Source organism: Paenibacillus sp. LC231 (assembly GCF_001860525.1).
Lineage (GTDB): Bacteria > Bacillota > Bacilli > Paenibacillales > Paenibacillaceae > Paenibacillus_AQ.
In genome coordinates, this window is record NZ_JFOM01000053.1 from 309078 (window position 1) to 330465 (window position 21388).

Genomic DNA, 21388 nt, shown 5'->3' on the forward strand with positions numbered 1-21388 from the left:
TTTCAGAGGTGCCAGTTTAAAACTTGCTATCTATCATCCTTCATCTTCGCAGTGTCTAAGCACCCCCAGTCTGAAATGCAAATCTTCCTCATGGTCATTCCAATGGATCCCCTTTTTCACATGGTAATTGACGGCATTGCCAACCCCTACACACTCATTTAATACAATTATCCTGTATCTTTAACCGAAGTATAAGTTTATAACATCATTCTGTCAACGCTTTCATACACAAATTCCGTAACTTAATTTATTCATTTTTTAAAATCCGAACTTTTAATTTCGGATATTGGAAACAATCCATAGACTTATAACCCTTATGTAAAAAGGAATATCCGTTTTAAACCCACGATTTTCGTTATGGATATGTGTGTCTTACACGTTTTACTCTCATTCGTAATAAACCCCCATTCATTACAGATAATCTGTAATGAATGGGGGTTTATCGAATTCTATGAATATTCACTTACACCCTTGCAGCATTTACCGCCCCTTGCCACTATCATCTACTCTTGGATCTTGTTATGAATCCGCATACATTATTCACCGGACGGTTTGGCCAGAGCCTCAGACTCGCCGGCGGGTACGCCGAAATCCGGAGTTCCATCCGGCTTCCAGCCGAATTTCTGGATGCGGGTTGATCGCAAGACCGTATCTACTCCAGGCGCTGGAAGCGCATGGTAGACAATCCAGTCCTCCTTGCCATCCGGAGATTGCGTGAAGCTGTTATGGCCGGTAGCATACACCCCGTTTTCCACGCTTTTGCAAAATACAGGCTCCATGGACTTAGTCCAGGAAAGCGGGTCCATCGGATCCGCAGTTTCATCCATCGTGAGCATCCCCAGCGCATAATCCTCAGACCAGGTGGTGCTGGCCGAGTATACCAGGAAGATGCGGCCGTTTCGCTGAAGGACGACAGGTCCTTCGTTAATGGCCATTCCGCCTTGTTTTTCCCAGGATAGGGTCGGGGCAGTAAGTAATACATGATCTCCCGTCAATCTCCAAGGGTTTGTCATGCGCATGATGTATATAGCAGACCCATAATCCGGGAAGTGACCGTACCCGGCATACAGGAAATAAAGCTGATCCCCTATGGACATAACCGTACCATCCAGGCCGGGGACGGGAGTCGGCAGCGCACCTTTCCATTCCCACTCGCCTTCCATCGGATCAGGCTCCCCGTTCTCCAGCACGCATATTTGCCGCGACTCGTCGCCTCCCCCATCATTTGCCGTGAAATAAATGTACCATTTGTTGTCCACATAATGAATTTCCGGCGCCCACAGGTTATGACTATGACGTCCGCCGGCTTCCGGAGTCCAGATCGTTTTCTTGCGGCCCTCCGCAAGGCCTGTTAAGGTAGCAGATTGCGTCAGCTCCAGATATCCGCGTCTCGTCGACATAAAGTAATAATATCCGTCCGTATGCTTCCATACCCAAGGATCGGCTGCTTGCTCTACAATCGGATTGTTGAATGTTGGTCCATGCACCATCTTCTTATCCCCCTTATCCCTTGAATTTCCTGGTTTTTGATCAACACTACGCCATTCAACCCTTGACTCCCTTTAGCTCCCCACACCTCCCGCGAAAAGTTAAACCCAATCTTACTGATGTCTTCCAGCCTTGTCTATACGCAATTTAACGAATATTCATCGCGTTAGATTATATGACATGTCTAGTTGTAGTGAAGTATTGATGGCCTAGCATCTATTACCATCTGGAGAAAATTGACGGCGTTTCGATGCGTTTATTGGAAATTCGCTAGGTGCTGCACGATCAAAAAAAAGCTGGTCCCGAAGGATCAGCTTTATCGTGAAATCGATCTTGCCAAACGAAACCCGAGATCCTCAATCCGAAACGTCGGATGGCTTCGGCGGCGGCATGTCGCCCCGCAGCCCCTGGCCTCTTCCGCCCAGCTTCCGCCGCGGAATACTCTGTACGAGCCGTATACATCCGGATCGTATACATCCCAGCACCACTCCCACACATTTCCGAGCATATCGTAAAGGCCCCACGCATTCGGACGCTTTGTGCCTACCTCATGCAGGGCTCCCCCGGAATTCCCTTCATACCAAGCGATGTCATCAAGTTCTCCGTAACGATAGCCATCACTCCCGGCTCTGCACGCATATTGCCATTCCGCTTCCGTCGGAAGGCGGTATCCATCCGCCTCCCAGTTACATATAACACACTCACCATCCTTCATGACCGAATAACATTCGTCCAGACCTGAGTGTAGAGATAGCACATTACAGAAGTGAATCGCATCATTCCATGATACATTGACGACCGGAGCCTGCATGACCTCAGTGAATCTGGTTGACTGTGGCATGAGCGAGTAATATAAAGCCTCTGTAACAGGAACCGGTGCAAGCTGAAAAGCGTTCACTTCAACCGCCCACGAAGATTGGATACGGTCGTCCCTTAATTGAATTTCGCCTGCTGGAATGCTCACCATCGGGTATTCTTTTGGATTAAATCCAGGTGCTGACAATGATCTTCCTCCCGGTTTTCATCTCTTAGTTCACCCTGCTTAACCGTTCAATCCCTTGCTGTTCAGTCGGCAAGAAAAAGAAGTCGTTCCCCTTATTGCATTCATATATGAAATCTTGCAAGCTTTGGCTCGGGTACACAGAAAAATCACCGATGATCGCAACCTTCACATGATAATTGATATACTTCTGAAGGATTTCACCTGCAAGGCGGGTCTTCAAATCGAAGAAGGCTTGACTGAATATCGATTGATTCATTACCATACGATGGCTGCCCGTTTCATATTGCACGGTTGCTATAAGATCCAATGCAGACTGAACATCCTCAATTAATATTTCATTACTGCTAACAACCGCTATCGTTCCTCCATCTGTTTCAATCTTCTCTATATTCATAGTCACCCTCCTGTTTTGGTAAGTCTTCTCACATAATCCTCACATATGTACCGATTGTCGTCGCCGTTGGCTGGCGGAACGTTAGCCACTCGAAAAAAACTCAGACCTATAGCCATCGCCAGCACACCATAGGCAGCACTTTGTGGATCCTCAACGGACATCTGTCCCGCCCGATTACCATAATCCATGATCTTGGCGATGCCTTGGAGATCCGTCTCGTAGCTCTTCGATACAACTTCCTGCAAATTGCGATCCAGCATGGCCTTTGAGTAAAACTGGACAAAGAGCTTGGCTTGATCCGCAAGCGGAATATACATCTTGTCGACCCCGTCCAGCTGCGACACATTAATCGTGCGATCCGCGTCATCGCTGAGCGGGGGAAGTATAAACTTCAGGGTAAGATCCATCATTTCACCCGGTGTCATCGTATGCTCAATGCCTGATTCGATCTTCAGTCCATAGTACGCCAAGAACGATTTGAAGGCTTCGATCGTCAGATGATCCTTGTTCTTGAAATAATATGTGACAACTCCCTTGGAACAGTTCGCATGATCGGCAACCTTATCCAGCGTCATCCCGTCAATCCCATACATGCTGATGCAGGTTAACGTGGCATTAATGACCTCTGCCCTGCGCTTCGGTCCCATTCCTAATTTGGGCATGATTTCTTCACCTGTATCTTTGTATTTTATTTATACTGAACAGTCGGAATAAATAGAGTGTACACAAGGATGGCACATATTGTCAAATTTCTCCCGAAAGCGATTCGGTGAAGCAACCGGTTCTCACCAATCCTCTTGTAATCCAGTAGATTATGAATGTATCCAATGCAAAAACCCCGGTCTTTTTCAAAGACTGGGGTTTTCTTTTGGTTGTTTCATTAGGGAATCTTATCCTCTGGTCTTGATTTTTACATCGCTGAATTGAGCACTGCCCTGACTGACAAACAAACCAAGCTTGCCCCGAGGGATATTGTACATTCTCGCACTCATCGCAACTTCATCATTTAAGTAAATTTCGCAAATCGATCCGTCCATAAACACTTTGATTTCGTAAGGACGATCGGAAATAAGCTCAATCGGACGTTCCAGCTCTACCTCATAAGGGAACGTCTTCCCTCCCTCTTCCGACTGCATAATCGCCCCCCGGAAGGTAAGGCGATTTCGTTGCGGTTCGAGCGTGACATAATAGGCCGTATCCAAGGAGTCTTCTGTTCGCAGCATGAACCCAAGTCCTTGTGTATGCTCGGAGAATGAAACACGCGCGGATATCTTGCATTGATCTGGGAGATCCTCCCGGGTCGTGCAGCCAGCAAACCCATACGGTGTCTCGCAGGAGAGCGAGCGATCTGAATCGATCCACGCTCCCTCAACGCGGTTAAAACTCACGGGCACCGGTTCTTTAAATGCAGCATCGACTGTTTCAGGCACTTTGACACTAAGGGTACCATCCGGACGCTGCACGATTTCATGCACGATCAGGTTCCCGCCCCAATCCCAAGTATTGTAATCCTTGCCTCGGGAGTTCGGTGGATTCCAACCAAATAAATCGTCGTTTTTCGTTGGGTTCCACCCGAAAAGATAGCGTTTTCGCCCATCTGAGGCGGATTTCGCCGCATAGAAGGCTCGTCCGTCGAATGTATCTTCCTTTGGAGTAATCCAAGGGCCATTCAGGCTACGGCTCATTCGATAAAATGTTGCAAATCTTCCCGTATAAGAAGAGTAGATCAAATACCACCAATCCCCGATCCGGAACAAATCGGGGCATTCGTGTGCTCCCACGTGCAGATTTGGCGCGTACAGAGGCTCGCGATACTCCCAAGTTTTAAGATCTTTGGAAGACAGCAGCGCCGTGCATCCTTTTCGATTGGTCGGCCCTTTCGCCATGGCTGCGAGCAACATCCAGTATTGACCTTCCTCCTCATTCCAAAATACGAAGGGGTCGCGCCAATCAGAAAGTTCATAAATGCTGTCGTCAGCAGCAAAGGTATCCTCAGGGATCGCCTCCCAAGTCTTGAAATCCCTACTGATTGCATGGCAAACCAACTGCTTGCATTCAGGGAATATACAATAGAACATATGGTAGATGCCGTCCACTTTCAGAATGTGACCAGTACCGCCTTCAATCTTGCAGGCTCCTTCTTCCCGATAGTTGACGAAATCCTTCGTTCCAACAAGATACCAGCCGTGATCAAGGCCCTCTCGATAATTATCCCGCCAACCGTGCAGGTAGAACAGCTTAAACTCCCCGTCTTCATAATAGGGAATTACATCCCCTACCCAGGCGTTCTCCGGCCGATAGAAAAACTCCTTCATCTTCATCCCTCCCGATGGTTTAAGTGGCTTAATCGTTCATCTAAGGAAACGGGCATGTACGCATCGCTTGTGCCCCGCTCCTGATACCAATAAACGGTGGCGGCATACACACATTGGTTATTGGCGCTCCAATGATTCCCCTTGTATTTCTCAATAAATCCCTCAAAGGAGTTCATGAAGGGAACGTTGTCGCAAATATGAAATCGGTTGACTGAGGTATGTCCGTTCGCATCCAGTTCGATGAACGGCTGGCTGGCGAAAGCACTGTCAAACATCGGGAAAGGCGGCTCGGCCGCCCAGGCATAGCCAATATAATCCTCGCTGCCCGTTCCGAACGTCGACGGAAAGGATTCGCCATCCACAAAAAACTTCTCGTCTCCTTCTCCCCACCACCAGTCGATCGTTTTTCGATCCCAAAGTCCGTACCACCAGGTTTCGGCTTCCTCATCCGGCTTCTCCCAGGTATTGTACACATGCAGATGAACGCCGCAGAACCTTCCCCGGCCTTTCGTCAGCAGCAGAGGCCAATCCGGCCAGCGATCTCCGTCTTCCTTGAAGCGCTCCGTATCCAAATCCAGATAATCATCCCGATGCCATTTGGAATGAAAACGCAGGAGGTTCTCCGCATGAGACTTGGATATAGGAGTATACCAAATCTCAGCCGAAATCTCGCATGCCTCCGTACCGTCATTTTCAATTTCAATCCTAGCCCCTTCCGAGAATGGCAAGTACCAATAACTGTACATTTCATGTTCATTCATGCCGAGGGGCAGAGAGCGGTACGGCTTGATCCCGGGCGCCCTGCCAAAAAAATCACCCAGCGGAGCCCATACGGATGGGGTTTCTTCATTGTCCCATTTCATCGAGATAGCTAATTGCCTAGCCATGATGCGCTGCTGTTCTTCGCTTTTTCGTCCAATGTCTGTCCTCATCCGGATCATGGAAATAGCACCGGCCCCTTGTTTATTCAAAAGCAACCCTTTGCCGCCTGCAGGTACGGATACCGTAACGCTTTCGGCAGAGAACTCTTCAGTTTTCATAAACGAGTGCATCCCCCTTTGCTGTAAAATCCGGTCTGCTTCAGCCAGTGCAATAGCCGATTTCTTGTCGATCCTACCGTTGAAGGACGGCAGTTGGACCTCAGCAGGGAAGGTGGTGTAAGTTATGTGATAATAAGCGCCCCAACCTTTATCCAGCAGCACCTTGCAGTGTCTTTGAAACGGGATGGGGATAAAGCAGTTTCTTCCGCGGGACAAAATAGGAGACAGATTCGGAAAATTGGATGGCGGCCCTTCCTGATTGAATTTTTCAAAATAATCCCGGAAGGGCTGATCAATCACGGGGGTATCGGCATGATCAATATAAATCCGGATATGTCCATCCTCGGGAAGCGCGGACCAGAATCTCCAGATGACGCCGGGACCATCCAGTTCCATGGCGACAATGCTGTCCCCTTCCTTGCGAATGAAGCCTCCTCCGTCATCATTGGCGCCCCAATTCTCGTATAAGCCTGTCTCGGCATTATAAATGGAGCTCCGGTCAAAGCTTGAGAAACACCCCGATTTCTCACCGGCCTGCGGTGGTACAGCCAGAGCTTCCAGATCATATAATCGCTTTACGAGGTCTTGATACGTATAAACCTGCCCAGCTTGATTCATGTTAGTCTCTCCTTTGTACCTGCATGATTTCTTGGTCATCTGTCCCTTTGCCCAAATACTAAGGAGCGCCTAAGCGCTCACCTTACCAAATGGCCTGCATATCCCATATATCCAATGATTTAACCACTAGTTCACCGTCTCCCCAAATCTCAAGTCCCAAAGCATCCTTACGGCTCGGATACACGCGGGTCGTCAGGCTTTTCAACCCGTTGGCATAGGCTTCGACCATGGAGCGGTCCAAATAAATGTGCAGCTTTAGATTTTCCCCTAAGAGATCCAACCTGCCGCCCTGAATTCCTCCGCACCTTTCTCCCGGGTGAAGCGTCGTTTTTGTTCGGTCGACAGAGAACGTGGAGTGGTTCATATCATAAAACAACAGGGTCTCCTCTTCTCCGTCCGGCGTACGCCGGATCTTGATTCCGAATTGTTGGGCGCTGCCCGGTTCCATTTCCAATTGGATCTCAAGCATATCTCCTTGAACATCCTGAAGCCGTTGATTAGCCTCAGCCATTGATTGGTCCCGGAGCGATAGCCTTCTGGAGCCGCGCAGCGATTGAAGCTCCTGAATCGGCTCAATCCCCAGCCGTCCATCCTCCCTCAAGTACACGCTGAGCGGCAAACCGGCGTTGTGAGCCCAACCCGATCGATATTCCAGTTCGAGCGTCCGGTCGCCTTGGGCTATTGTAAATATGATCTTTCTGCCCGTCTTCGGATCAACCATTCCGCTCGGACCGGTAAAATGAAAATCACCAACATCAATCAATTGCGGTTCCTCTTGATCCGGTGTAAAGGATAGACTTTGCTTGTCAAGCTGTCCGATCCAATAGAATACCTCAACATCCGCTCCCTGTCCCACAGGGCTGACCAGTAAAAGATGCTTGTCCACTCCCTGTTTGTCGCTGCCAAGGGAAAGAAGCACGGGAAGCTCCCAGATGGGGCCTAGATAAGGAAACTTCTGAACATCCGCTTTAAACAATTGCCCTTTGTAAGTCCAATTCAGCATATCCTGAGACGCAAAAGCCAGAGCTGCTCCACCTTCGCCTTCAATCCCGGATCCGACCAAAGCATACCATCCGTCCTCGTCCTTCCACACGAACGGATCCCGGAAATCGCCGAATTTGCCCATGCCCTTATTCTGTACAATCAACGGTACCGGATGCTTGACCCAATGAACCAAATCCGGATCTCCATCCCGGGTATAAGTACTTCGTGCAAGCGCCACGCTCTGATTCGGCGAAGCACTGTCATTGCCCGCCGTGAAGAACAAGACAGGCAGGCCGTCTGCATCGTAGGTCGCGCTTCCCGACCAAATCCCATCCGGTGCGAGCTGATCTTTTTCAGGGGCTAATGCCACAGGAAGATCACGCCAATGCACCAGGTCCTCACTTACCCAATGTCCCCAATGAATGTGATAAAAAAAGGGTCCAAGAGGGTTATGCTGATAGAATAGGTGGTATTGGCCATCAAAATAGATCGGCGCGTGGGGTTCGTTCATCCAATGCGCAGGCGGGCTGGCATGATACTGCGGTCTGTGTCGATCCATAAGCAAAGGCGTCCGATCCAGCTTGATCTCATCATATGCTAATTGTGGATGGACTCCTCCGCAGGCATTATTCAACACTTCCCGATAAATTTCGGATATCTCCTCCGCGCTCAAAGCGCGATTATAAATCTTGAGTTCATCCATGATACCGGTAAACATATGTAGGCTAAACACGCCTGCCCATTTGCTGCTGTGATTATTTTTGCCAATGAGTAATTCCGTGCCTACCGCTTCCGCCAAACGGGAATTTCTAGGCAGCTCAGCCGAAACAATTTCGCTGCCGTTTAAGTACAATTTCATTTCCCCTTGATTCCCGTCGAACACAGCATTTACATAAGACCATTTGTTTTTAGGCAGTTCAAGGCCGTCCGGAGACCAAAGCTCCTTCCATTCTCCACCTTCCAGCCCGACTTGAAAGGACCAGGAACCATGACGAAACATGCCCAGCAGATACCCCTGCTTTCGATCCAAGTTGTAGCGGTTCACGATGGCTGACAGCTTACCTTCAAACCCCCATTCATAGGAACGGGGAGCTACCCATACTCCGATACTCAGTTCCGATCGATATTCTGTCTTTCGGTTCACTTCTCCCTCTTTAACCCGATGGGAAATGTATGTCGAGTAACCATCGAACAACAGCCCGTTTCCCATGACCCCCGGTCTCCACTGCGGATTCCGGGATTCCGTAAACTCAGCTTGATTAAGCACGTACTGAATATCATCCCGTACTTGAGATAAACTCTCCACAGCAATGGCTCCGGTTCCTTCATCGAAGGGCCAATACATCATCAGGCCCTGATTTCCGGATGTCTGGCTCACGCTTCATCCCTCCTCAATGTCTGTTCCATGTTGTTATTGGAAGCATGAATAGACTGAAGTGCATGGACATGGAGCGAGTTCAGCACAACCTGCCCTGATTCCGTACTTATGGAAATCTCATTAACCGGGGCATCGGGGAAAATTTGATCCGTGAGAACAACCAGGCCTTCATTCGCATACACTTCAACTGCATTGCGATCCTGCCAGATACGCAGCTTGATTTTCCCGTTATCCGGAACCAATCTGGCGCCATGCTTACACGCAAACGACGCGTGAAAATCCGTCATGCCTGATTTGGAACGGTCGATGAATAGCCATTGGCTCTCAGGATTATATCCGATGATCGTTTCGCTCTGCCCGGACGACTGTATTTTGATCTGAACCTCGCCAGCGGATCGAATATCGATGTTCGCTTCAATCTCAAGCAAGTCCTCCTTCGTCTTCAGCATGTAAGGGGAATCAGGCGTGACCGTGAGTATATTCCAGTTCCTCGACTCTTTCCGCAGTTGCTCGATTTCCACGACAGGCATTTGAGTTAGCACGATCCCCTCATCCCGATTGGCCAAAGACAATACGCGCGGCAGCGTCATTGCGCCTCTCCAGGCGCCGGTAGGCGTCTCGTTGGCATATTTCCAGTTGCTCATCCATCCGATGATCACTCGCCGTCCGTCTTGCTTAGGTATATCCGACCAGGTGACCCCTGCATAGTTGTCCCGACCATAGTCCAGCCACATGATATGATCAGGCGAATTATCGTTGATGAATGTATTTCCGTCAAACTCTCCGATAAAATATTGCGTGCGTGATCCTTCCGGATAGGACGGGTTATCCCCAATGCTGATGACAAGCACCCATTTAGAACGCCCGCTGTCATCGATCGGCAATTCAAAGAGATCCGGGCATTCCCAAACACCATCATGTGAGCCTTCCTCATGACCGAATTCCCCCGTAAGCAACCAATCACGCAAGTTTTCTGACCCATAAAACCGAACATGGTCTCCCGCGACGATCGCCATCACCCACCGCTCACTCTGTGCATGCCAGAACACTTTCGGGTCCCGGAAGTCCACCAGATCAGGCTCGGTAAGAACCGGGTTCCCCTCATATTTGTGCCAGGTTCTGCCTTTATCGCTGCTGTAAGCTAAGCTTTGCCGCTGGCGTGGCTGCCCGGTCTCTGGACATGTGTCCGCATGGGTAAAAATCGCAACCAATCCACGGGTCCCCGCAAAAAATCCGCTGCTGTTATTAAAGTCAACGACACAGCAACCGGAAAAAATGGCACCATGCTCGTCCGGGTACAGAGCGATAGGCTCATGCTGCCAATGGATCAGATCCTGAGTTATGGCATGGCCCCAGTGCATCGGCCCCCATTGATTACTAAAGGGATGGTGTTGATAAAACAGATGATACTCTCCCTCGAAATAGACTAATCCGTTCGGATCGTTCATCCAATGGGATGGAGGGGAAAAATGAATTCCCGGTCTAAATCTCTCATCCATCTCTTTATTTGACTCCATGATCTGATTGATTTCATCTATTGTCGGCATTGACTGAAGAGCCCCTTTCCGTGTTGTCACTAACGCACCGCCAGCATTGGCAAAAGTCAATATGCTGAAGATTTGTTGTTTTTCTAATTGATTCAGAGGAATTTTGCATTCCAGTATTTGATATAATAAGCAGCCTAGAAAAGCGTCGCCGGCTCCCGTTGTATCGATTGCCTTCACTTGGAAACCCGGGACATAACCTTCATGAGCAGCCAACCGGTAATAGCAGCCTTGCTCGGCTAACGTAACAACAATGAAGGCGATGCCGAATTGTTGCTGTAGCATGAGCGAGCCTTTCTCGACATCGGTTATACCCGTGATAAAGCAAAGCTCTTCCTCAGATATTTTCAAAATATCGGTATGCTTCATACCCCACAGGATATTCTGCTTCGCTTCCTCCTTACTCTCCCATAACGAAAACCGGATGTTCGGATCGAATGAAAGCAGAGCTCCGGCCTCCTGGGCCTTAACGACTGCCGTTCTTGTTGCTGAACGTGCCGGCTCATGGGTCATCGACAATGAACCAAAGTGCAGCACCTGGCAGTTCCCAATTTTGTCGAGTGGGACATCCTCTGATCGCAACAAGGTATCCGCTCCCGGCTGGCGGTAAAAGCTGAATGATCGGTCTCCGCTGTCATCCAAATGGACAAATGCCAGCGTTGTTTGGGCTTCATCCGTAAACGAAAGCGCGCTCACGTCGACACCGCAGCTAATCAACGTGTTATGCAGCAATGAACCGAAATGATCCCTACCAACCTTGCTGATTAGTGCAGCTCTGGATCCTAAACGGGATAGCGCGGCTGCTACGTTAGCGGGAGCCCCTCCGGGATTGCATTCTAACTGCTCGTTGCCCCCGTCTGAGCGCCCTGCCTGAGTAAAATCTATCAATAATTCCCCAATGGCTATAACATCAAGCACAGTTTCTCCCCACCTGTCGTTTGATTATTTTATCTATTTAGATTTGCGTTATAACGATCGAGCCCATTTTGATAGATCTCCATCAATTCGTTTAAGCCCATCTTCTCCAGCGTCTTCACATAGCTGTCCCACTGCTCATCGACGCCGCCATCCACAATGAATTTTCCTCGTTGGGTATTGACATATTTAATCAATTCAGGCTCAATTCGATTGATTTTGTCCAGCTCCTCCGGCTCAAAAAAGATACTCGGGTAGTTTTCCTTTTCCATATAAGGATCATAATATTTCTCTAAGTCTTTAACGCGCTGCTGGGCTCTAGGCTCCAGATCAACGACTTTTCCCAAATCTTCGATGGTAATAACACCTGGTCCTCCAGCGCCTGGAGCCACTTTTTGACGGAATTCGCCTGCGGAAGTTCCCTCAGGAAGCGGCAGGTTTACCAATTTCCCATTCTCGTCCTTCTCGAATACGATATCCAGTGGACCCCAGTGGATTTGAGCAGCCATGTAGGGCTCATACTGCTGATCGATCCAACGCATTGTAATTTCCGGATTCTTGTTCTCTTTTGTAATCACGAAAGCGCCGCGTCCTGGACCGCCACCGTTGCCGCGACCGATCAATTGATCTCCGTTCGGGCCTTTGAGAGGGGACAGTAAAGCATAATCCTTGCTTCGCTCCGGTCCGACCACCTCATCGACTTCCCACCAGATATAGGAGCCGAGTGTTTCGACTGTTGTTTTCCCTTTGGCCAGATACTGAGCTGCGTCCTGGGTGAACGATTCAGGATCAATCAAGCCCTGCTTATACCATTTTTCATGAAAATATTTCAAAGCTTCCTTATACTCAGGCTGCGTAGCGGTAAAAATCACCTTACCGTCACGGACGATGCGATGTTCCATGTTATCCGGAAGTCCGAAAGCTCCGAATATGCCAGCAATGTCCATACACCACTGCATGTGCATAAAGCTTAACGGAATTTCGTCAGGCTTGCCGTTACCATTAGGATCCTGCGTTTTAAAGGCAACTAATGCTTCCGTATATTCATCCAATGTTTGCGGCATTTTCAGGCCCAGTTTGTCGAGCCATTTTTTGTTGATGACGTGGAAGAAGGGGTTGGTTCCAAGGTTGTTCTCTTCCCACGAAGGCAGCCCGTAAATATGCCCATCCGGTGCCGTGATCGAGGACTTGATGTCCGGCCTGCGATCTAAGAGCGCTTTCAGATTAGGCGCATATTGATCAATTAAATCTTCCAGCGGGAGGATGGTACCGTCTTCACCGTAATTAACCAGCTCGTAATCGGAAAGCCCGGCTCCGTAAAAAGCATCCGGTAAGTTGCCGCTGGCCAGCAGCAAATTTTTCTTCTCTGCAAAGTCGGTGTCCGGAATGTTCTCCCACTCGATCTTGACGTTCGTTTCCGCTTCTAATCGCTTGAAAATTTCCATTTCCGAATACTCCGGCGCCAATGCGGCTTTCGGGGATACCATCTTTAACGATACCGGTTCATTCACAATCGGAAGACCCGTTTTGTTAAAATTCGCAGCCTGATCAGGACTTTCCGACTGATTCTTGGCGTCTCCTGAACATCCACTCAGCGCAAAAGCTCCGGCCAGCATAAGAATTCCCGCTCTTTTGAATACAGATTTCATCGTACATAACCTCCCTCAAGATCATTACGCAAGTTTGATACCTTACTTGTCTTTCTGTATAGTGGTCTGGATATAGATATAGATTCTGCTGCACATCCCCCCCTTCAGTACCATGACCTCATCAACCTTTGATCGAGCCGATCATAACGCCTTTGACGAAGTACTTCTGCAAGAAAGGATAGAGAATCAGCAGCGGCAGACTGGATACGATGATAACGCCGTATTTGATCAGCTCCGTTACGCGCATCTTCGCCGCGTAGGATTCCACGTCCACCATCATGCCGGAGTTTACCTGATTCTGGACGAGAATGTTGCGAAGCACCAGCTGCAGCGGATATTTACTTTCGTCGTTCAAATAGATCAGAGCATCAAAGAAACCGTTCCAGAAGCCGACGACATGATACAGCACCATGACGGCTATAATGGACTTGGATAAAGGCAATACAATGCTCCAGAAGAATCGGGTGTTGGAACAACCGTCGATCGAAGCGGCTTCCCACATTTCATCCGGGATGGAGGACTGAAAAAAAGTTCTTACTATAATGACATTCATGATGCCGCCGGCGCCGGGGATCACAAGTGCCCAGATCGTGTTCAGCATGTGAAGATCCTTGATTAACAAATACGTAGGGATCAACCCGCCGCTAAAAAACATGGTGATTAATAAAAACCACATGATAACAGGTCTTCCAACCAGATCCTTACGGGCTAACGGGTACGCAGCAAACACGGTGACTGCTACTCCGATCAAGGTTCCAATACCCGCGTATAGCAAGGAGTTGGCATACCCTATCCAAATGGAGGAGTCATTGAATATTCGTTCATAGCCGTCGAGCGTGAAGCCCTTAGGAAATAACCATACTTCCCCCGAATAGATGAGATTGGGATCACTGAATGAAGCAATCAGCACAAAATACAGCGGAAATAATACGATCAGCATTACTACGGTCAAGAAGAAATAGTTGATGGCGTCGAACCATGCGTCTCCTCTGCTTTTTCTCTTCAATAACTGGTTCAAAGTGAATCCCCCCTACCAAAGACTGGTTTCCGTTAATTTTTTGGCGACCCGGTTGACGGTGACAATCAGGATGATATTGATGACGGAGTTAAACAGTCCGACTGCCGTAGAAAAGCTGTACTGGGCCTTCTGAATCCCCAATTCGTATACATAGGTCGGAATAATATTGGAAGTCGCGTAGTTCAGATCGCTTTGCATTAGAAATGCTTTCTCGAAACCGATGCTCATGACGTTTCCGAGTGCGAGAATCAGCAGAATGACAATGGTTGGCAAGATCGAGGGAATGTCCACGTACCATACTCGCTTCCATTTACTTGCTCCATCCATAATCGCGGCTTCATGCAGTTCCGGATTGACCCCGGCAAGCGCAGCCAGGTAAATAATCGTGGCGAAGCCGGTCTCTTGCCATATGCCTGACAAAATGTACAATGGACGAAACCATCCTTCGTCAGCCATGAATAGAATGGGTTCACCACCGAACCAGGTAATGATGAGGTTCACGAGTCCGCTGTTTGGCGATAAAAAAACATGGAGCATACCGACGAGCACAACGGTAGAAATAAAGTGCGGTGCATAAATGACGGTCTGGATAAATTTCTTGTATCGTTTGCCCAGCATCTGATTCAGCATGATTGCGATAACAATTGGAGCCGGGAAGCTAAATACAAGCGATAGAAAACTGAGTGTTAGCGTATTTTTCATGATGGTCCAGAAGTTATAAGAATTAAAAAAATCAATAAAATGTTGGAAACCCACCCATTCACTGCCCCAAATGCCCTGGCTCGGTGAAAAATCCTTAAATGCAATTTGTACTCCGTACATCGGATAGTACTTGAACAGGAGGTAAACCAGAATAATCGGCAGCAGGAACAAATACAGCTCATAGTTGCGCTTGACTCGACTCCAAGTTTTACGATTTTCTTTGATCAGGGGTTGTTGTCCCCCGGAATCTCGTGAAATCACCGTCATACTCCCTTTCTTCGTAAATGATTGTATGATATTGAAACGTTTCCAATTTAATTGAAACGTTTCCAATTTTGTATGAGAAAAACGTCACCCGGTGAGCCCACCAGTGAAACAGCCGTGGCAGCTGATGTTTTTCCAATACTAATTCATAAGGTACGGCATTTTATTCTACGGAAACAATCAAGTCGTTTCACCTTGCCTGAACATGACCGGAAGACGATAAACTTCTCGATCCAATGTTTCGCCATCGATCTTTTGGAAGAGCAGCCTGATCGTCGTACGTGCCATCTCCTCTACAGGCTGTCTGATCGTTGACAATATCGGATGGAAATACGGATGGTCCTGAATCCCGTCATATCCAATGACCTTTACATCCTCCGGAACGCGAATGCCCCGCCTACCTGCTCTTTCGATATACTTGGCGGCGAACATATCCGTAATGGCAAAAATGCCGTCCACATCCCGATACTCATTAAGAAACTCACCATAATAGGCATCGTCGTCCACAACGGGGTCTGTCTTCTCGTATATAACATAATCGACTCCCATTGTTCTGGCCTCCTGAATGAAGCCTTCTTTCCGATTCATGGTTTCACTGAAAACGGAAGTGACACTCCCCAAAAAGGCAGGCTTTCGGGACCCAGCTTTGACAAGTTCTCTTAGCGCCAGACGCCCACCTTCATAATTATCCGAAGTGACGCATGTGATTTTCTTGTTGAAATGCCTGTCGATACTGACAATCGGAATGTCATTGCTAACGTAATTTTCAATATCGTTGTACGTAATGCCGACAATACCTGCCACTTTGTTTTGCTGAAGCATATCAAGATAATACAATTCTTTTTCAGGTTTGCCGCCGCTATTGCACAGCATGAGCTTAAAACCTTCCCGATCCAACTCATCTTCAATATAATAAGCCAGTTCGGAGAAAAAGGGATGCCAGATACTCGGGAGCAGCAAGGCTACCATCTTGGACTTCCGCATTTTAAAATTTCGGGCAATCTCATTAGGAATATAATTCAACTCTTGTATGGCCTGCTCGACTTTTCTGCGCGTTGCCGGTTTAACGGCGCCCGAGTTGTTAATGACGCGGGACACAGTTCCCACAGCTACGCCAGCTAAATTGGCAACATCTTTAATACTAGACATCTAACCCCCCACTTATTCTCTCTATTATGGAAATCATCATAGCATCAAATTGGAAACGTTTCAATATCTTTTTTGGAAACGCTGTCGTCACTCTTACAGGGGGAACATTAGCAATATTCTTAACATGTTGATTAAGTTAAAAAAACTAGAGCGACAGGGTCAAATTAAACCCTGCCGCTCTCTTATAGGTTCCGGGTAGCATTTCTACATCCGCATACTCCGGTACTCCTAAGGCTCGAAGGTTCCGGATAGCGGTTCACAATCCTGTTACTTCCCCGCCAAAAACTCATCCAGCTGACGCTGGATCTCAGCGACATAGTCATCAATGCCCGCCGCTTTCAGCTTCTCGATGGCTTTGGGGTACTCCGTCTCAAAATCGACGAAACCGGAACGTATAGCGGCTAAATCCTTGCCTGCGACTTCTTTCAGGGCCGTCTCGATTAACTTGACCTTTTCATTGTTAAACCGGAAGCCCAATGAATCGGATCGGATAGCCGTCTCATCCCAGCTCTTGTACTTATCGATGGACTCTTGCGCCACACTCGGCCCGAACAATTGGTAATTTTGGTTTCTAAACATCCATTCATAGAAGAATTCGCTAGCGGTGAGCTTATTGATTCTTCCATCCACAATCTCGTAATCCTTGCCTTCGACGCCATAGAGAGCAAACAGATAATTCTCCTGGGATTTATAAATCCAGTTCACGAACTTCATGGCGCCTTCCGGATTAGGAGCATTGACAGGTATGCCCAACACTTCTCCGCCTGCGGCTGTCACATAACGCGGTTTATCCTCGGCTAACAGATACGTCTTCACCTCGGCATCCGGCGCATTGGCTTTGATGGCATCAACGATTTCCATTTCCTTGCCCAAAGATCCTTCAACCCATAAGTATAAGCCTGTCTGCATGCGGGAGTCTCTCTCGTTATATTTGATGGTCAAATCCTCTGTATACAACCCTGCATCATACATGGAGTTATTAAACTTCGCGACTTCCTGAAACGCTTCCGTTTCATAGTAGCTGTATGCTTTTTTGCTCTCTTCCCCGAATACGACCAAATCTTCTACGGCGATCCAGTTATATTGCTCATCGGTAAAATATCGGGTCAACGGTTTAAAGATAATATCGGCGGGTCCCTTCATTTCAGGAAATTTCCCTTTCGCCCTTGTTGCGAATTCCTTTAAGTCGTCTGCTGTCTTCAAGTCCGTCATCCCTACCGCTTCGAGGATATCCTGACGAACGGCCACCAGCTGGTACATGGCAGAGGAAGGTGCATAAGCGGATGGAATGCCATGAATCTTCCCGTCGATCGTTGCCCCCTGAAGCTGCTCCATCGGCAGGACCTTTAGCATATCCTGACCATATTCCTCGATTAAATCATCCAATACCATGGCTTGTTTCTTGTTGACGATGGTCGAAAGGTCCGGGAGACCGTCCCAATATAAATCGATCGGTTCATTTGCGGCCAGCATGATATCTTTTTGTTCCCAATACTGGGCCCACGGCACAAATGTAACTTCGACCTTCAAACCAAGATCGGCTGCCATCTTCTCGGCAAACTCGTTGTCCAGAAATTCGCTCATGCGATCGCTTCGCTCCCCCGGATACAGAATCGTGACGGTTTCGAGCTTGGCTGCCCCCTCTTTTTTGTCGCTGCATCCTGTCATAACCGAAACGGACGCCATCAATAAGACCAACAAGATCAGCATTGTCCTTGCTTTCATGAAAGACCCTCCCTAATAAAATAGTTTATCTATGTTAAAAGCCGATATCGGCCAGTAACCATGCAGGCGTCTATTCTTTGACGGCACCAGCCATAATCCCGTGCACGAAGTATTTTTGAATGTAAGGGTAGAGGAAAATGATCGGGCCGATCGTAATGACCGTAATGGCCATCTTCACGGTCTCCGCAGGCAGTGTAATGTTGCCTGATGCCCCTGATGGAATTCGTCCGGAGCTTATCGCATTGACGTTCGACAAGATGTTGTAGAGGAAATACTGGAGCGGAAATAAATCGCGATCATTAATAAAAATCAGAGCATGCCACCAATCATTCCAATATTGAAGCGCATACATTAATCCAACGGTCAACAGTGCGGTCTTGCTTAATGGAAGAGCGATTTTTACATAGATCGTAAAATAATTGGCGCCGTCCATCTCGGCCGCTTCATATAAAGATGGAGAGATGCTTGCAAAGTACGTTCGCATCAGAAACATGTTCCATACGCTGAATATAGACGGCAGGATCAAAGCCAGAATGCTGTTTTTCAGTCCATAATAATTGACGCTGACCATGTACCACGGAATGAGGCCAGCCGAGAAAATAATCGTAAAATTGCTAATGAAGGCGAGTACGTTACGGTATTTCAGCTTTTTAATCGATAGGGAAAAGGCAATCATGCTGGTAATCAGCAGCGCCCCCATCGTCCCCACGGTCGTTACAAGCAGGGTCACGCCATAGGATTTGAGTAATTTCATTCCACTATTAACAAAGATATATTTATAGGTATCCAAGCTGGGGCTTAGTGGGATGATCGAATACCCGTTTCTTGCAACGGCCTGTTCCGAAGAAAAGGACACGCTTAAGGTTAAAACAAGGGGATACAGACACACGAGCGCGAATAAGCCAATGAAACCATAGGCAAAGGCTATCACCAATTGATCGCCAAGCAATCTATTCTTTTGTTTCATCAAAATAGACCCTCTCCGTCATTTATTTTCTTAGCCGATTGGTTTGCAGCCGTAATCAGAATCAATCCCATCAAGGACTGAAATAACCCGATTGCCGTAGAGTAAGAAAAGCCCAGCGTACGCATCGACTGGTAAACATAAGTATCGATAACCGTGACTTCTTCAGCCAGGACCGGGTTGTTGCCGACAATACCGTAAATCATCCCAAAGTCCCCGTAGAAGATTCGTCCGACGCTCAGCAAGCTCAAAACGATGATCGTCGGCTTCAGCATAGGCACGGTCAAGTAAAATATCCGCTGCAATTTGTTAGCGCCATCCACCTTGGCCGCTTCGATTAAGCTTCCATCAAAATTGGACATCGCCGCCATATAGATAATGGAACTGTACCCGCTCCATTTCCAGACGCTCGACAGAATGATGATCCATTTCCAATATTTCGGCTCCGAGTACCATCTGATCGGCTCTGCTCCGAAGAACTCCAGAATATGATTGGCAACGCCCACATCGGTAGAGAAGATCCCATACAGTATCGCCCCAACGACGACCCACGAGATGAAATAGGGAAAAAACATCATGCTCTGAGCGACCTTTTTGTAGGTTTTATGCCGGATTTCGTTGATCAGAATGGCTATGCTGACTGGTATGATAATGCCTAAGATGAGACCAAAAAAGTTGATGTACAGCGTGTTATAGGTAACCTTCCATCCCATGCTGTTTTCCGAGAAAAAGTATTTGAAATTGTCCAGACCCACAAATTCACTGCCGAAGATGCCATCAACCACATTAAAATCGGTAAATGCCATCCATATTCCGGCAAACGGGATATAGGAGAACATGATCAGCACGATCAGAGCAGGCACGCACATCAGATATAGTATTCTGTTTTTCGTTATTTCATATAGAAACCCCTTAACCACGGAACCCATTCCATCACTACCTTTGCAATGTGATTAAACGATTATGCCAAAATGCTCTGCTGCAGCCTCTCCTTAAGTTGATCCAGATCGATCACGGTACCAGTAATTCTCGCCTCTTCCGCGGCATAGGCCATGATATGGCTTTCGACGGACATGTCGATGGAGGATCTGCTGCTGAAGTCGGCATTCCCCAGATTCTCCAAAAAGTCGTTCATCAGACCGGTATCGCCGCCGTTATGTCCGCCGCTCACCGTTGAAGGCCGAATGACGGTTTGCTGAACGGGTTCTGCCATATTGGAGTTAAAGCGGGTGACTTCGATAATGTTCATGTTATCGTCGCCTCGAATCTCCCCGTGCTCGCACATGATTTTGAGCGTACGGTACATTTTGTTGGTGAATCCGCTTAAATTAAACGTTGCCGTTACTCCGTTCTTGAACTCGATCACGGTGACCTGATGGTCGCACACATCATTGTCGAGCCGATAAACACAGCGTCCGTAAGGACTCGTTGCGAGCGCTTGGAGCAGTCCCTCTTCGCTCTGATCCGCCGAAATGACGGTAGCGGGCCATTGGCCCCTTATAGGCAAATAGGCTTTTCTGGCATCGAATCGGCAGTTTGCCGCTACCTTACAGTCGAGGCATCGTTCCGCACTGCCTGCCGGAGCATTCTCCGCCTTAAAATAAGTCAGGCTGCCATAGGAAGAGATCCGTTTCGCTTGACTGTCCACCAGCCAGGCCAGAATATCCATGTCATGGCAGGACTTCTGCATGATAATTGGACTGGCCAGGTCGCTTCTCCTCCAGTTGCCTCGTACAAAGGAGTGTGCCATATGGAAATTGCCGATGTTCTCGTTATGCTGTATGGTCACGATCTTGCCGAGCTCTTGGCTATCGATGATTTTCTTGATTTCCGCAAAGAAGTTCGTATATCTGAGCACATGGCATACAATCACTTTCCGGCCTGTTTCATTGGCTTTTCGTTGTATTCTCAAGCTTTCTTCCGGACTTGGCGAAATGGGCTTTTCCAGCAAAATATCATAGCCAAGATCAAGCGCTCTCATCGTTTGCGCGTAATGATCGCGGTCCATGGAAGAAACAATGACGGCATCGCAAATTTTGCCGAGCCGATAAAATTCATCTACGGATTCAAATTGTTTCTCCAAAGGAATCTGAAACTCGTCCGCTGCCGCATTTCTTCTGCTGTCATCCGGTTCAACGACCGCAACGATGTCCTCGCTTGGGTATGCATGCCTTGCGTAGATCATGCCTCTTTGTCCTGCGCCGATTAATGCTAACTTCAAATCCATAACCTCCAGCA

General features: G+C 48.0%; 16 protein-coding genes. All 16 read right to left on the reverse strand.

Translation table 11 applies throughout. The features are described from left to right. Positions 1–536: 536 nt before the first annotated feature. The 16 genes from AK95_RS28655 to AK95_RS28730 all read right to left on the reverse strand — a co-directional run bounded on the left by AK95_RS28655 (position 537) and on the right by AK95_RS28730 (position 21377). Entirely contained in the window at positions 537–1490 is a 954-nt protein-coding gene (locus AK95_RS28655) for a glycoside hydrolase family 43 protein (RefSeq protein ID WP_071223312.1), read from the reverse strand. Between the two features lie 314 nt (positions 1491–1804). After that, complete coding sequence (locus AK95_RS28660; protein WP_071223385.1) at positions 1805–2455, reverse strand: formylglycine-generating enzyme family protein; 651 nt, start codon at positions 2453–2455, stop codon at positions 1805–1807. Positions 2456–2516: 61 nt separating this feature from the next. After that, positions 2517–2885: a DUF4180 domain-containing protein gene (locus tag AK95_RS28665; protein ID WP_071223313.1), complete on the reverse strand. Its 369-nt coding sequence runs from the start codon at positions 2883–2885 to the stop codon at positions 2517–2519. 2 nt (positions 2886–2887) lie between these two features. Beyond that, on the reverse strand, positions 2888–3547 hold the full coding sequence (locus tag AK95_RS28670; protein WP_071223314.1) for a TetR/AcrR family transcriptional regulator: 660 nt from the start codon (positions 3545–3547) through the stop codon (positions 2888–2890). 228 nt (positions 3548–3775) lie between these two features. After that, the gene (locus AK95_RS28675; RefSeq protein ID WP_071223315.1) at positions 3776–5200 is read right to left on the reverse strand and encodes a glycoside hydrolase family 32 protein; all 1425 of its coding nucleotides are present in this window, start codon (positions 5198–5200) and stop codon (positions 3776–3778) included. Positions 5201–5202: 2 nt separating this feature from the next. Further along, positions 5203–6858, reverse strand: a complete 1656-nt coding sequence (locus tag AK95_RS28680; RefSeq protein WP_071223316.1) for a glycoside hydrolase family 172 protein — start codon at positions 6856–6858, stop codon at positions 5203–5205. Positions 6859–6940: 82 nt separating this feature from the next. Continuing rightward, positions 6941–9190, reverse strand: coding sequence for a GH32 C-terminal domain-containing protein (locus AK95_RS28685; protein WP_481855867.1), 2250 nt, complete (start codon positions 9188–9190; stop codon positions 6941–6943). A gap of 26 nt (positions 9191–9216) precedes the next feature. Then, positions 9217–11682: a PfkB family carbohydrate kinase gene (locus tag AK95_RS33700; protein WP_074961968.1), complete on the reverse strand. Its 2466-nt coding sequence runs from the start codon at positions 11680–11682 to the stop codon at positions 9217–9219. Between the two features lie 29 nt (positions 11683–11711). Then, positions 11712–13328, reverse strand: a complete 1617-nt coding sequence (locus tag AK95_RS28695) for an ABC transporter substrate-binding protein (protein ID WP_071223318.1) — start codon at positions 13326–13328, stop codon at positions 11712–11714. A 121-nt stretch (positions 13329–13449) separates the two neighbouring features. Continuing rightward, complete coding sequence (locus AK95_RS28700; RefSeq protein WP_036663520.1) at positions 13450–14346, reverse strand: carbohydrate ABC transporter permease; 897 nt, start codon at positions 14344–14346, stop codon at positions 13450–13452. Between the two features lie 12 nt (positions 14347–14358). Continuing rightward, positions 14359–15315 carry an ABC transporter permease gene (locus tag AK95_RS28705; protein WP_071223319.1) on the reverse strand — a complete coding sequence of 319 codons (957 nt, stop codon included), beginning with the start codon at positions 15313–15315 and terminating at the stop codon, positions 14359–14361. A gap of 177 nt (positions 15316–15492) precedes the next feature. Continuing rightward, positions 15493–16461, reverse strand: a complete 969-nt coding sequence (locus tag AK95_RS28710; RefSeq protein WP_071223320.1) for a LacI family DNA-binding transcriptional regulator — start codon at positions 16459–16461, stop codon at positions 15493–15495. A gap of 267 nt (positions 16462–16728) precedes the next feature. Continuing rightward, the gene (locus AK95_RS28715) at positions 16729–18186 is read right to left on the reverse strand and encodes an ABC transporter substrate-binding protein (protein ID WP_071223321.1); all 1458 of its coding nucleotides are present in this window, start codon (positions 18184–18186) and stop codon (positions 16729–16731) included. 70 nt (positions 18187–18256) lie between these two features. Continuing rightward, positions 18257–19153, reverse strand: a complete 897-nt coding sequence (locus AK95_RS28720; RefSeq protein ID WP_071223322.1) for a carbohydrate ABC transporter permease — start codon at positions 19151–19153, stop codon at positions 18257–18259. After that, the gene (locus tag AK95_RS28725; protein WP_071223323.1) at positions 19153–20079 is read right to left on the reverse strand and encodes an ABC transporter permease; all 927 of its coding nucleotides are present in this window, start codon (positions 20077–20079) and stop codon (positions 19153–19155) included. Before AK95_RS28725 ends, AK95_RS28720 begins: the two co-directional genes overlap by 1 nt. Positions 20080–20111: 32 nt before the next feature. After that, on the reverse strand, positions 20112–21377 hold the full coding sequence (locus AK95_RS28730) for a Gfo/Idh/MocA family protein (RefSeq protein WP_235613243.1): 1266 nt from the start codon (positions 21375–21377) through the stop codon (positions 20112–20114). Between the last annotated feature and the right edge of the window lie 11 nt (positions 21378–21388).

Bases quoted from the DNA above. Each gene is read 5' to 3' on its own strand.
- AK95_RS28695 (WP_071223318.1), bottom strand. From the start codon at position 13,328: ATGAAATCTGTATTCAAAAGAGCGGGAATTCTTATGCTGGCCGGAGCT.
- AK95_RS28715 (WP_071223321.1), bottom strand. From the start codon at position 18,186: ATGAAAGCAAGGACAATGCTGATCTTGTTGGTCTTATTGATGGCGTCC.
- AK95_RS28730 (WP_235613243.1), bottom strand. From the start codon at position 21,377: ATGGATTTGAAGTTAGCATTAATCGGCGCAGGACAAAGAGGCATGATC.
- AK95_RS28655 (WP_071223312.1), bottom strand. From the start codon at position 1,490: ATGGTGCATGGACCAACATTCAACAATCCGATTGTAGAGCAAGCAGCC.
- AK95_RS28680 (WP_071223316.1), bottom strand. From the start codon at position 6,858: ATGAATCAAGCTGGGCAGGTTTATACGTATCAAGACCTCGTAAAGCGA.
- AK95_RS28670 (WP_071223314.1), bottom strand. From the start codon at position 3,547: ATGCCCAAATTAGGAATGGGACCGAAGCGCAGGGCAGAGGTCATTAAT.
- AK95_RS28725 (WP_071223323.1), bottom strand. From the start codon at position 20,079: ATGGGTTCCGTGGTTAAGGGGTTTCTATATGAAATAACGAAAAACAGA.
- AK95_RS28665 (WP_071223313.1), bottom strand. From the start codon at position 2,885: ATGAATATAGAGAAGATTGAAACAGATGGAGGAACGATAGCGGTTGTT.
- AK95_RS28660 (WP_071223385.1), bottom strand. From the start codon at position 2,455: ATGGTGAGCATTCCAGCAGGCGAAATTCAATTAAGGGACGACCGTATC.
- AK95_RS28685 (WP_481855867.1), bottom strand. From the start codon at position 9,190: ATGATGTATTGGCCCTTCGATGAAGGAACCGGAGCCATTGCTGTGGAG.
- AK95_RS28705 (WP_071223319.1), bottom strand. From the start codon at position 15,315: ATGACGGTGATTTCACGAGATTCCGGGGGACAACAACCCCTGATCAAA.
- AK95_RS28675 (WP_071223315.1), bottom strand. From the start codon at position 5,200: ATGAAGGAGTTTTTCTATCGGCCGGAGAACGCCTGGGTAGGGGATGTA.
- AK95_RS28720 (WP_071223322.1), bottom strand. From the start codon at position 19,153: ATGAAACAAAAGAATAGATTGCTTGGCGATCAATTGGTGATAGCCTTT.
- AK95_RS28710 (WP_071223320.1), bottom strand. From the start codon at position 16,461: ATGTCTAGTATTAAAGATGTTGCCAATTTAGCTGGCGTAGCTGTGGGA.